Raw genomic sequence first — 12,400 nt, forward strand, 5'->3', positions numbered from 1 at the left:
CGTGCGCGAGCCCCCGGGAAGGGTGATCCCGGGGGCCCGGCAGGACGACGCCCACAGCTTCGCACACCTGTGCCCACCAGCGCCTTCGTTTATCGAGGGCGGTTCGGCGGGCCCGCTACGACAGCTGCGACTGCACCTGCGCGGAGATCAGTTCCAGGTGGTCGAGGTCGTCGAGGTCGAGGACCTGGAGGTAGATGCGGCGGGAGCCGATCTCGGTGTAGCGGCCGATCTTGTCGACGACCTCGGCCGGGGAGCCTGCCAGGCCGTTGAGCTTCAGCTCGTCGACCTCGCGGCCGATCGCGGCGGCCCGGCGGGCGACCTCCACCTCGTCCCGGCCGACGCAGACGACGAGGGCGTTGGAGTACGTCAGCTCGTCGCCTGCGCGGCCCGCCTCCTCGGCGGCCGCGCGCACCCGGCCGAACTGGCGCTCACTGTCCTCGACGGAGGCGAAGGGCATGTTGAACTCGTCGGCGTACTTGGCGGCCAGCCGAGGGGTGCGGGACGGGCCGTGGCCGCCGACCAGCACGGGGATCTTCCGCTGCGCGGGCTTGGGCAGGGCGGGAGAGTCCGCGAGGTCGTAGTAGGTGCCGTGGAAGTCGAAGGTCTTGCCGGGGTCCGTCGCCCACAGGCCGGTGACGATCTCCAGCTGCTCCTCGAGGCGGGCGAACTTCTCCTTGGGGAAGGGGATGCCGTAGGCCTTGTGCTCCTCCTCGAACCAGCCCGCACCGAGGCCGAGTTCGACCCGGCCGCCGGACATCTGGTCGACCTGGGCGACCTGGATGGCGAGCACGCCGGGCAGCCGGAAGGTGCCGGCGGTCATCAGGGTGCCGAGCCGGATGCGCTTGGTCTCGCGGGCGAGTCCGGCCAGGGTGATCCAGGCGTCGGTGGGGCCGGGCAGGCCGTCCACGTTACCCATGCGGAGGTAGTGGTCGGAACGGAAGAAGGCGTCGAAGCCGAGGTCCTCGGTTGCCTTGGCGACGGTGAGCAGAGTGTCGTAGGTGGCCCCCTGCTGGGGCTCGGTGAAGATGCGAAGATCCATGCTTCCATCCTGCCTGCCGGGGTGTGCGATCACGAGGTCGCCTCCCCCGGGCCGGCCGATCCCCGGTCGGGTGAAATTACGTCCATACCGCGGGGCCCGGGCGACCGGGCCAGTGACCGGCCCCGGCGGTGATCGTTGGCTCGGGCGGAGCCGGAGCCCCCGGCTTCCGCACCGGGGGGTGGACCACCGGGGCGTCACCCGCGTCGGCCTCCCCGGGGGCCGGGGGCCGAGGAGGCCGTCATGTCCGAAGAGACCGTGCCGCAGCAGGGCGGTACCGGGCAGCCGAAAGGGCTGTTGCAGCAGATGGAGGAGTTGATGGCGGCGTTGAACGCGGATCTGTCGGCGCTGGACGCCGATCTTCAGGCGGCGGGGGACTCCGAACGCAAGGTCGTCGAGGAGGGGCAGGCGGGTTGACGCCTGCGTCACGCGTCGGGCCCCGCTTTCGCACCGGGCCCCAGGACTCCCCCTAGCCCGCCTCCCTCTCCGGCAGCGCCTGTTCCCGGTCGGCGAGTCTGCGGAGCATTTCCAGGACGCGGTCGCGGGACTCGTCCGCCGCGTCGATGGCCTCCATGCACTGCCAGTACGCGCCCTCGTCGTCGGCGGCGCTGGCCAGGGCGACGAGGGCGATGCCGACCTCGCCGAGGAGGCCACCGAGGTACATCAGGGTGTGGCGGGCGTCGCCCAACTCGGTGAGCTGGCCCGCCCGCAGCTCACCGGGGGCCAGATCCGGCGGGTCGAGGACACCGCAGCCCCGGCCCGCCAACTCCGTCAAACCCAGTGCCTCGCCCCGCAGTTCGGGGGGTCCGGCGACCGCGAGGCGGCTTCCTATGGCTTGCGCGAGGGCCTGCGCCTGCCACACCTCGGCCAGGGTCTCCCGCGCGTCGCCGCCCGCCGCCAGGGACCGCCTGCTCGTCACGATGAGCCGCACCGCGTCCATGGGCTGCCCCCGTCTTGTCCGTCGCGCTGCGCGCGTCCGTCTGCCCGCACTCCCTTGTTCACTACCCAGAGTGAAGGGATGTGAGACGAAAAGCCAGAGGAAGGCGGAAATTCTCGGACAACAATTCGGATTCGGACCGTGATTTGATTACGCAGCGTACAAGTGGATTTTGCTGCTCCAGGCGGCGGGGCAGGCACTCAGACCGGGAACCTCCGTTCGTTCCGGTCGATCTTCGCGGCCAGCGCGGCCAGCGGGTCGACGCCGAGCACCTCGCACAGCTGGAGCAGATACGCGAGCACGTCGGCGACCTCGTCGGTGACGCGGTGCGCGGTGTCCGGGTCGGCCATGACCCGTGCCGACTCCTCGGGCGTCAACCACTGGAAGATCTCGACCAGTTCGGACGCCTCGACACTGAGGGCGGCGGCCAGGTTCTTGGGGGTGTGGTACGGCTGCCAGTTCCGCGCGGCGGCGAACTCGGCCAGCCGGCGTTGCAGGGTCGCCACGTCCAGGGGTTCGCCGCGGGGGCCGGGCTGCGGTGCGTCCAGTGGATCAGTCACGGTCCAGGTGTACCACCGCGGCTCCCTCCGTCCCGGCGGCCCAGGAGCCGTCGCTGACCGCGCCGACCAGCCGGATGTGCCCGCGCTCGCACATCCGGGCCGCGAGGCCCAGCAGTTCCTGCCGCTGCCGTGGGTCCAGGCCCCGGTCGAAGCCGTCGACGAGCACCGTGAGCGTCTGGAGCGCGGCGGGCACCTCGCCGGCCGGGTCGACCTCCAGCACGCCGGGTCCGGTGAGGAGCACCAACGCGAGGGCGAGGTAGCGCAGTTCGCCGTGGCCGAGCCGTCCCAGGTCCGTGTGGAAGCCGTTGCCCCGGTCGACGGCCGCGGTGACCGTGCCGGTGCCGTCCAGCCGGGCGAGCACGTCCGCCACCGGCCCCGCGCACCCCGCCCGCACCGCCGCCACGAACTGTGCGTGCCGCCGCCCGCACTCGGCGCGGGTGCGCCACAGCACGTCCGCGAGGTTGCCGCAGCCGCCCAGGAGACGGCCGGAGCCGGCCGCCACGGGAGCGCGCATACGGGCGGGTTCGGGGTCACAGGCGAAGGCGGAGCGCAGGGCGACGACCATCTGCTCGGCGGCGGCCAGCACTCTGCGCTGCCCGGGTGTCTTGCCGGCCACGCGCAGCGGTAGCAGGGCGGTGCCGAGCCGGTCGTCCGGGAGCGGTCCTCGGGTCACCGGCGTCGGCCCGGCGGTGTGCCAGGCGGCCTGCACGGCACGCTTGCCCGGGTCGCGCAGGGCGGTTTCCAGGAGGATCAGTCCGTCGGCCGTCAACCGCTCGCCCACGACGCGCAGTTCGGGCTCGGCCTGTACGGCCATGTCGAGGCGGACCGGGCCGGCGGGGCCGTCGGCCGTGCAGCCGATGCGGAACCCGCGGCGGCGCTGCGCGTCGGGCCGGGCCCGTTCCGGGACGCAGGCGGCGGGGTCGGGGAACGCCTCGCCGAGCTCGGCGCCGCCCCCGAGCCGGGCGAGGGCCTCGTACGCCCGCAGCGCGCTGGTCTTGCCGCAGCCGCTGGGACCGGCGAGGAGGGTGAGCGGGCCGAGCGGGAACGCGGCGCGGCGGTGGGTGGTGAAGGCGGCCAGACGCAGTTCGGTGATGCGGGGGCGGCCGGGGAGGACGGGCTGGGTCATATCCGGACGGTAGGGGTCCGTCGGAAGGACGAACCGTTCCGTCTCCGGGGGCTTCCTACGATCGAGCTACGGTCACACCGGCGGTCACACCCCGGGAAGCCCCGCTCCCTCCATCAGTCCGGTCACCTCGGTCCCCGCGGGCGTCAGCAGGAACACGTTGCGGTCCACCCGGTGCATCCCGCTCGCCAGGCCGAAGACGACGCCCGTGCTGAAGTCGAGGACCCGCTTGGCGACCTCCGTCTCCGCGCCGGTGAGGTCGAGGAGGACGGGGACGCCCGCCATCAGCCGCTCGGCGACGTCGCGGGCGTCGGCGAAGACGTTCACCCGCAGGACGACGAAACGGCGGCGGGTCTCCGTCTCGGCCTCGGGTATGGAACGGTGGCCGACGGAGGACGGCCAGGCGTCCCGGCCCCGCAGCGGTACGACCTGGGCGAGCCCCTCCCACTGTTCGTCGGTGACATCGTGGCTGTTCACCGGCATGCTCCGTCCTGGGTAGCGCTCGCTGTCTGCATCGGGCAATTCTTGCGCAGAGTCACCCGTTCGGCCCAACAGCGACACGCTCCGCGACCTCATTGCACCTCACAACGGCCGGAAGGCGGCTGTGTGACGGGCGTAACTCCCGATGATCAAGCCGTGTGACAGAGGCGTAACGGGCGATTCGTACCGTTGGGGGATGACCACGACCCCCGGAAGCCGGCCCGACACGCGGCAGGTGCGCACCGTCTGCTCGTACTGCGGTGTCGGCTGCGGCCTCGTGCTCGATGTGGGGGCGGGCCCGGACGGGCGGCGCACGGTGCTGAAGGCGTCCGGTGACAAGGCGCATCCGGCGAACGCGGGCCGGCTGTGCACCAAGGGCGCGACCACGGCCGACATGCTGGCCGCGCCCGGACGGCTGACCACCGCGCTGGTGCGGGACGACCGGGGCGAGGAGGCCGTCCCGGCGTCCGTGGCCGACGCGATCGCCGAGACGGCGGCGCGGCTGCGGTCGATCGTCGACGAGCACGGGCCGGACGCGGTCGCCTTCTACGTCTCCGGGCAGATGAGCCTGGAGGCGCAGTACCTGGCGAACAAGCTGGCCAAGGGGTTCGTGGGGACGAACGGGATCGAGTCGAACTCGCGGCTGTGCATGGCGAGCGCGGGAACCGGCTACAAGCTGTCGCTGGGCGCGGACGGTCCGCCCGGGTCGTACGAGGACTTCGACCGGGCGGACGCCTTCCTCGTCATCGGGTCGAACATGGCCGACTGCCATCCGATTCTCTTCCTGCGGATGATGGAGCGGGTCAAGGCGGGCGCCAAGCTGATCGTCGTCGATCCGCGGCGGACCGCGACCGCCGAGAAGGCCGACCTCTTCCTCCAGGTCCGGCCGGGGACCGACCTCGCGTTGCTGAACGGCCTGCTGCGTCTGCTGCACGAGAGCGGGCAGGTGGACGAGGAGTTCGTCACCGCACACACCGAGGGCTGGGAGGCACTCCCCGGCTTCCTCGCCGACTACCCCCCGTCCGCCGTCGCCGAGATCACCGGCCTCGACGAGGACGACCTCCGCGAGGCGGCCCGGATCATCGGCGCGGCGGGCCGGCGGTGGATGAGCTGCTGGACCATGGGCCTGAACCAGTCCACCCACGGCACCTGGAACACCAACGCCCTGGTCAACCTGCATCTGGCGACGGGAGCGATCTGCCGTCCGGGCGCCGGGCCGTTCTCGCTGACCGGACAGCCCAACGCCATGGGCGGGCGCGAGATGGGCTACATGGGCCCGGGGCTGCCGGGGCAGCGGTCGGTGCTCGTCGAGGAGGAGCGGGCGTTCACCGAGCAGGTGTGGGAGCTGCCGCCGGGGACACTGCGGGCCGACGGGGCCGGGCAGGGCACCGTCGAGATGTTCCGGCGGATGGCCGACCGGGAGATCAAGGCCTGCTGGATCATCTGCACCAACCCGGTCGCCTCGGTCGCCAATCGCCGTACGGTCATCGAGGGCCTGGAGGCCGCCGAGTTCGTCGTCACGCAGGACGTGTTCGCGGACACCGAGACGAACGCGTACGCCGATGTCGTCCTGCCCGGCGCGATGTGGACCGAGGCGGAGGGTGTCTTCGTCAACAGCGAGCGCAACCTCACCCTGACCCGGGCCGCCGCGGACCCGCCCGGGGAGGCGATGGCCGACTGGCGGATCATCGCGGAGGTGGCCTGCGCGATGGGGTACGAGAAGGGATTCTCGTACGACAGCGCCGAGCAGGTCTTCGAGGAGATCCGGCGGTTCTGGAACCCGAAGACCGGGTGGGATCTGCGCGGGGTCACCTACGAGCGGCTGCGGGAGACACCCGTGCAGTGGCCGGCCGCGCGGGAGGACGGGCCGGAGCGCAATCCGATCCGGTACGTGGGGGAAGAGGGACTGCGCTTTCCGACGGCTTCGGGGCGGGCGGTCTTCTTCGCGCGGCCGCATCTGCCCGCCGCCGAGATGCCGGACGACGACTATCCGTTCGTGCTCAACACCGGGCGCGTGCAGCACCAGTGGCACACGCTCACCAAGACCGGGAAGGTCGCCAAGCTCACCAAACTGAACCCCGGGCCGTTCGTGGAACTCCACCCCCAGGACGCCTCGGCGCTCGGGGTCACCGACGGCGATCTCGTCGAGGTGGCCTCACGACGCGGGCGGGCCGTGCTGCCGGGAGTGGTGACGGACCGGGTGCGGCCGGGGTGCTGTTTCGCGCCGTTCCACTGGAACGACCTGTTCGGGGAGTACCTGAGCATCAACGCGGTGACGAGCGACGCGGTGGATCCGCTGTCGTTCCAGCCGGAGTTCAAGATGTGCGCGGTATCGCTGGCCAAGGTGGCGGCGCCCGCACCGGAGGCACCGGCCCTGACGCCCACGACGGTGACGCCGGGCACCGCGAACCCCTTCGGCCTCGAACCCTCCCCTCCCCCGGTGCTCTCCGCCCAGGAGCGCCGGTACCTGACCGGCTTCCTGGCCGGGCTCGGCTCGGGCACTCCCGGAGTGCCGGTGCTGCCGCCCGACGCGCCCTTCTCCCCCGAGCACGCGCTGTGGGTGAACGGGGTCCTGGCCGGCATGTACTCACGGGCCGGGGCGGCCGCGCCGCAGGACCGGCCCGGACGTGAGGTCGTCGTGCTGTGGGCCTCGCAGACCGGCAACGCGGAGGAGTTCGCCGGCGCCACCGCCGAGCGGCTGACCACGACGGGGCACCGTACGACCCTCGTCGGCATGGACGACGCCGATGTCGGGGCGCTCGCCCGCACGGCGGACCTGCTGTTCATCACCAGCACCTTCGGAGACGGCGACGCACCCGACAACGGCTCGGGCTTCTGGGACGCGCTCTGCGGCGAGCGGGCCCCTCGGCTGGACGGGGTGCGGTACGCGGTGCTGGCCTTCGGCGACTCCTCCTACGACGACTTCTGCGGGCACGGGCGGCGGCTGGACGCGCGGCTCGACGAGCTGGGCGGGGTGCGGCTGGCGCCGCGCACGGACTGCGAGCCGGACTTCGAGCCGTCCGCCGGGGAGTGGCTCGACCAGGTGCTGTCGGCGCTGGGCGAGCGGTCCGACGTCCCGGCCGAGAGGCCCCGGGCGAGGCCCAAGCCCGTCACCACCGCCCGCCTCGTCGGCAACCGGCTGCTCAGCCGGGCCGGGGCGGACAAGGAGGTCCGGCGGTTCACCTTCGACACGAGCGGGACGGATCTGGCGTACGAGGCCGGGGACGCGCTCGGGGTGCGGCCGGTCAACGCGCCGGCCCTCGTGGCGGAGTGGCTGGCGGTGACCGGGGTGGACGCCGGGTCGGCCGTGGCGGTCGACGGTGTCGGGGAGGTGCCGTTCGGCGAGGCGCTGCACCGGCATCTCGACATCACCCGGATCACCCCCGACCTGCTGCGCTTCGTCGCCGAACGGGCCCGGGACAAGCACGAGCTGCGCAGGCTGCTGCGGCCGGACAACAGGGACGGGCTGGCGCAGTGGAGCTGGGGGCGGCAGGCCGTGGACGTGCTCGCCGAGTACGCGGTGCGGGCGAGCGCCGAGGAGTGGGCCGGGGTGCTGCGCAAACTCCAGCCACGGCTGTACTCCATATCCTCCAGCCCGCTGGCCGATCCCCACCGGGTGTCGCTGACGGTATCCGTCGTGCGGTACGAGAGCCTGCACGGCCGGGCGCGCGGCGGGGTCTGCTCGCCGTTCCTCGCGGACGCCGAACCGGACACGGAGGTACCGGTGTTCGTGCAGCGCTCGCCGCACTTCCGGCCCCCGGCCGACGCCTCGACGCCGATGGTCATGGTCGGCCCGGGCACCGGCGTGGCGCCCTTCGTCGGCTTCCTGGAGGAGCGGCGGGCGCTCGGCCACCACGCCCCCAACTGGCTGTTCTTCGGGGAGCAGCACCGGGCGACGGACTTCTACTACGAGGACGAACTGACGGCGCTGCGCGACGAGGGCATTCTCACGCGGCTCGACACCGCCTTCTCCCGGGACCAGCGCAACAAGGTGTACGTGCAGGACCGGATGCGCGAGCACGGGCCGGAGCTGTGGCACTGGCTCCGCGACGGGGCCCGCTTCTACGTCTGCGGCGACGCCTCCCGGATGGCGAAGGACGTGGACCGGGCGCTGCGGGACATCGCGATGACGCACGGCGGACTGGGCGAGGCCGAGGCCGCCGCGTATGTGAAACAGCTCGCGGCGGACAAGCGGTACGTGCGGGACGTGTACTGACCCGGGAGCCGACGGGGCCGACGGGCCCGGGCCGGGGGCCGGGACCGGAGGGCCGACACGCTGGTGTGCCCGGTCCGCGCCTCCGGCTTGCGTGCCCCCGGATGGCTGGATCTACACGGTCGTAGAATTCGGGAACACCGGAACGACGACTCGCGTTGAACCGGAGACACGCCGCACGTGAGGAGCACGTTCTTGTCCGCCAGAGCGACGGACCCTCCGGGGCACAGTCCCCGACCATCCCGCCACGGCACCAATGATCGCGGCACACGGCGGGGTGGTGTTCGATGAGTGCCGCAGAGGCCCTGCTGGGCCTGCTCGCCGTGTTCGTGCTCACCGCCGGCACCGGCTACTTCGTGGCGCAGGAGTTCGCCTACGTCTCCGCCGACCGGCTCACCCTCGCGCGTGAGGCCGAGGCCGGGGACCGCAAGGCGGCCCGTGCCCTCAGGGTCCTGGAGCGGCTGTCGTTCATGCTGTCCGGCGCGCAGCTCGGCATCACCGTCACCGGCCTGGTGGTCGGCTTCATCGCCGAGCCGTCGGTGTCCGCGCTGCTCAGGCCCGCCCTGTCGGGGCTCGGCCTGCCCGACGCGGCCGTCGGCGGCATCGCCGTCGTACTCGCCTTCGTGCTGGCCACGGTCGTGCAGATGGTGCTGGGTGAACTCGCCCCGAAGAACCTCGCCATCGCCGTGCCCGAGCGGCTGGCGAAGGCGCTGGCCCCGTCCACGCTGGCGTATCTGAAGGTCGTCGGCCCGCTCGTACGGATCTTCGACAGCGCGGCCAACCGGCTGCTGCGCAAGACCGGCATCGAGCCCGTCGAGGAACTGCACCACGGCGCCACGCTGGAGGAGCTGGGCCATCTGATCGGCGAGTCCCACGAGCAGGGCGAGCTGCCCGAGGACACCGCCGCGCTGCTGGACCACGCGCTGGAGTTCTCCGAGCGCGCCCTCGACGAGGTGATGGTGCCGCGGGCCGACGCGGTGTTCGTCCGCAAGGACGCCGGCGCCGAGGAGGCGGTCGGCCTGATCGCCCGGCACGGCCACTCCAATTACCCGGTGCTCGGCGACCACCCGGACGACATCGTGGGCGTGCTGGGCGTGCGCGAGCTGATGGCGCTGCCCGCCGCCCGCCTGGCCGGCGCGCGTGCCGGTGAGGTGGCCCGGCGACCGCTGCTGCTGCCGGACACGCTCGGGCTGCCCGACGCGGTGGCGCGGATGCGGGAGCAGGACGACGAGTTCGCGGTCGTCCTCGACGAGCACGGCGGCGTGGCGGGCATCGTCACGTACGAGGACATCGCCGAGGAGCTGGTGGGCGACATCGCCGACGAGTCCGACCAGGTCACCGTGCTCGCCGTCGCGGACGGCGACGGCTGGCTGGTGGACGCCGGCCGCCGGGTGGACGAGGTGTCCGAGGCGACCGGTGTCCGGCTGCCGGAGGACGACGACTACGACACCGTGGCCGGCCTGGTCGTGGACCGGCTCGGCCGCTTCCCGACGGTCGGCGACCGGGTCACCGTCGAGCTGCCCGAGGGCGGCCGGGCCGTGATCGACGTCCGCACGCTGGACCGGCACGTGGCCGACCGCGTCCGGATCAGCCCGCTCGTGGAAGCCGAGGAGATGGCGTGAGTTTCCCGATGGCCCTCTTCGTGACCGTGCTGCTGCTCATCGGCAGCGGCTTCTTCGTCGCGGCCGAGTTCGCGCTGGTCGCAGCCAAACGGCACCGCATGGAGAAGGCGGCGGCCGAGGGGCGGCGCGGCGCCGGAGCCGCCCTGGCCGGGATGCGCGAGCTGTCGCTGATGCTGGCCGGCGCCCAGCTGGGCATCACCGTGTGCACGCTGGGCCTGGGCTCGGTGTCCAAGCCGGCGATCTCGCACGAACTCGACCCGCTGCTCCACCGACTGGGCCTGCCCAGCGCCGTCAGCTACGGCGTGGCCTTCGCCGTGGCGATGGTCGTGGTGGTGTTCCTGCACATGGTGCTCGGCGAGATGGCGCCCAAGTCCTGGGCGATCGCCCACCCGGAGCGTTCGGCGATGCTGCTGTCACCCCCCTTCCGGGCCGTGGTGCGGGCCGTACGTCCGCTGATCCGGCTGCTCAACTGGGTGAGCAACGCCCTGGTACGGCTGTGCCGGGTGGCCCCGCGCGACGAGCTGGCCTCGGTGCACAACCGGGAGCAGCTGACGCACCTGGTGGAGGAGTCGGAGCGGCTGGGCCTGATCAGCGCGACCGACTCGCAGCTGCTGACCCGCTCGCTGACCGAGCCGGACACACCGGTCGCCGCGCTGCGGATCCCGGCCGCCGAGATCACCTGGGTCGAGGGCGGCGCGGACCTCGACGCGCTGCTGCGCTTCGCCGCCGAGCACGACCGCACCCGGCTGCTGGTCCGGGAGAACGGCACCGTCCTCGGCTCGGTGCACGCCCGGGACGCCCTGGTGGCCCGGTCCCGGGGGCGGGCCACGACCGCGCGGGACCTGGCCCGGCCGGTGCCCGAGCTGGCGGAGACCGCCACGGTCGCCGACGCGATCGAGGTGCTGCGCCGCCGCCGGTCCTCCCTGGCCGTGGTGCGCGACGGCTCCGGCCTGCTCACCGGCCTGGTCACCCTGGACGACCTGCTGGCCCGCCTGATGCAGCCGGCCGCGGCGGCCTGACGGGAACGGGGCCCGAACATCCAGCACATCTGCACACCGCGCCCCGGGAGGCGGCGCGGCGTCCGGCCGGCCGCCGGGTCCCGGCCCCGGCGTGGGGGCTTGGCGGCGAAGTGCCCGCTTCGGGAATCGGGACGCAACGCCCGATCGCCCGGGCGGGCGACGGGCTGTGTGAAGGAGTGCGCGCATCCGGTGACCCCGTGGTCACAAGGGTGAAGGCGAGGGCGGAGCGGAGCCGCGCAGCGCCGGTGAGCGGTTGGCTCTCCGCTCCGGGGGGTGCTTTGATCCTGCGCACGGCGGGAGCGGCCGGAACGGAATCCCGGTCCCCTGATCCCGGCTGTCACCGGCGCTCACCGCCCTGGCGAGACATTCACGCGAAGGGAAACACCCCATGAACCTCACCTCTCGGGTCGACACCGCCGAGCTCTCCGACGCCGACCTGGACACCGTCGCGGGCGGCAACGCGGGCGGCGTCGGTGTCTCCGCGGGCCTCGTGGGCGGCCTCTCCGCCGGCCTGGTCGGCCCCCTGACCGGCGAGGCCTGCGCCACCGTGCAGGCGGCCCTCTCGCCGGAGGGCGCGGCTGCGGGCGCGAACGCGGGCGTGCACACGACGTCGCTCTGACGACATCCGCGCAGAGGGCCCCGGGAAGCGATTCCCGGGGCCCTCTCGCATCCGCTTCGTACCGCGACACGAAATCTCGCCCGCGACGGCCGCGAACGTGGGGAATTTGCGAAGCACGTGACGGAAATCTGGACACCACGGGGGTGGGTAACGCGGTGAGAGGGCGTGACGCAGACTTACTCGGACCCCTCAGATCCCGGCTGCGAAGCGTTAGGAACAGCACTGTGAAAACCGACTCGACCCGGACCGAAGAACTGCCGATCTACGAGAGCCTCATTCGCGAGCGGGGTGACGTCGTCGAGGAGGCGCGTGCGGTGGCCGAAGAGACCCAGCACCAGATGAGCCAGGCGCTGAACGGCGTCGCCCCGACCCCGCTCGAGACCGGCGCGAACTGATCGACGGGGGCCGTCGGGCCTTCCACCGAGGAGACTCTCCCCGGGTCGGGGCCGTCACCCACCGAGCGGGTCGTGGCCCCAGTTCATCAGGGAGTACCGCCACCGCGTGTCGCGTACGTCGCCGGAGGGCCGCTGGGCCAGGTGGCGACGGACGTAGCCGACGACCTTGCGCATGTGCTGGTAGTCGTCGTCCGTGAGGTCGTCCTTCCCGGCCCGCAGGATCGCCACGATCCGCCGGCCGGAGGCGTGCCCGGTGGACTCACCCCCGTCCTGGTGCTGCCCGGCGCTTCGTGAGTCGTCGGACTCCAGCCATGTCTCCAGGCCGGCCGGTGTCATGTTCACCAGCTCACGGAAGTCGTTCCAGGCCTCCTCGCGTTCCTCACCGTCCATGCCGTC

General features: G+C 72.6%; 12 protein-coding genes. 6 read left to right on the plus strand and 6 right to left on the minus strand.

The features are described 5' to 3' along the window. Positions 1 to 115: 115 nt before the first annotated feature. Entirely contained in the window at positions 116 to 1,039 is a 924-nt protein-coding gene (locus IO24_RS0111425) for an LLM class F420-dependent oxidoreductase (protein ID WP_031134645.1), read from the minus strand. A gap of 240 nt (positions 1,040 to 1,279) precedes the next feature. Here IO24_RS0111425 and IO24_RS45595 point away from each other — a divergent pair, with 240 nt between their 5' ends. Continuing rightward, positions 1,280 to 1,453, plus strand: coding sequence for a hypothetical protein (locus IO24_RS45595; protein ID WP_167551601.1), 174 nt, complete (start codon positions 1,280 to 1,282; stop codon positions 1,451 to 1,453). A gap of 52 nt (positions 1,454 to 1,505) precedes the next feature. Here IO24_RS45595 and IO24_RS0111435 read toward each other — a convergent pair whose 3' ends face one another. The 4 genes from IO24_RS0111435 to IO24_RS0111450 all read right to left on the minus strand — a co-directional run bounded on the left by IO24_RS0111435 (position 1,506) and on the right by IO24_RS0111450 (position 4,139). Continuing rightward, a complete protein-coding gene (locus IO24_RS0111435) occupies positions 1,506 to 1,976 on the minus strand; it encodes a DUF6099 family protein (protein WP_031134647.1) in 471 nt (156 codons plus the stop codon). A 197-nt stretch (positions 1,977 to 2,173) separates the two neighbouring features. Then, positions 2,174 to 2,533 carry a nucleotide pyrophosphohydrolase gene (locus tag IO24_RS0111440; protein WP_045296086.1) on the minus strand — a complete coding sequence of 120 codons (360 nt, stop codon included), beginning with the start codon at positions 2,531 to 2,533 and terminating at the stop codon, positions 2,174 to 2,176. Further along, complete coding sequence (locus IO24_RS0111445) at positions 2,526 to 3,659, minus strand: AAA family ATPase (RefSeq protein ID WP_037667756.1); 1,134 nt, start codon at positions 3,657 to 3,659, stop codon at positions 2,526 to 2,528. Before IO24_RS0111445 ends, IO24_RS0111440 begins: the two co-directional genes overlap by 8 nt. Before the next feature lie 84 nt (positions 3,660 to 3,743). Continuing rightward, the gene (locus IO24_RS0111450; protein ID WP_031134653.1) at positions 3,744 to 4,139 is read right to left on the minus strand and encodes a cell division protein SepF; all 396 of its coding nucleotides are present in this window, start codon (positions 4,137 to 4,139) and stop codon (positions 3,744 to 3,746) included. 193 nt (positions 4,140 to 4,332) lie between these two features. Here IO24_RS0111450 and IO24_RS0111455 point away from each other — a divergent pair, with 193 nt between their 5' ends. From IO24_RS0111455 to IO24_RS45600, 5 genes are all read left to right on the plus strand, one after another. Continuing rightward, on the plus strand, positions 4,333 to 8,352 hold the full coding sequence (locus IO24_RS0111455; protein ID WP_031134654.1) for a bifunctional nitrate reductase/sulfite reductase flavoprotein subunit alpha: 4,020 nt from the start codon (positions 4,333 to 4,335) through the stop codon (positions 8,350 to 8,352). 284 nt (positions 8,353 to 8,636) lie between these two features. Next, positions 8,637 to 9,971 carry a hemolysin family protein gene (locus IO24_RS0111460; protein ID WP_031134656.1) on the plus strand — a complete coding sequence of 445 codons (1,335 nt, stop codon included), beginning with the start codon at positions 8,637 to 8,639 and terminating at the stop codon, positions 9,969 to 9,971. Continuing rightward, on the plus strand, positions 9,968 to 10,990 hold the full coding sequence (locus IO24_RS0111465; protein WP_031134658.1) for a hemolysin family protein: 1,023 nt from the start codon (positions 9,968 to 9,970) through the stop codon (positions 10,988 to 10,990). The genes IO24_RS0111460 and IO24_RS0111465 overlap by 4 nt, the downstream gene beginning before the upstream one ends. 388 nt (positions 10,991 to 11,378) lie before the next feature. Next, a complete protein-coding gene (locus IO24_RS0111470) occupies positions 11,379 to 11,609 on the plus strand; it encodes a hypothetical protein (RefSeq protein WP_031134660.1) in 231 nt (76 codons plus the stop codon). 224 nt (positions 11,610 to 11,833) lie between these two features. Next, entirely contained in the window at positions 11,834 to 12,004 is a 171-nt protein-coding gene (locus IO24_RS45600; protein WP_167551602.1) for a hypothetical protein, read from the plus strand. A gap of 54 nt (positions 12,005 to 12,058) precedes the next feature. On the opposite strand, the gene IO24_RS0111480 is transcribed toward IO24_RS45600, so the two are convergent. Beyond that, entirely contained in the window at positions 12,059 to 12,394 is a 336-nt protein-coding gene (locus IO24_RS0111480; protein ID WP_031134662.1) for a DUF3140 domain-containing protein, read from the minus strand. Between the last annotated feature and the right edge of the window lie 6 nt (positions 12,395 to 12,400).

This window comes from Streptomyces flavovariabilis, from assembly GCF_000725785.1.
Classification (GTDB): Bacteria; Actinomycetota; Actinomycetes; order Streptomycetales; family Streptomycetaceae; genus Streptomyces; species Streptomyces hawaiiensis.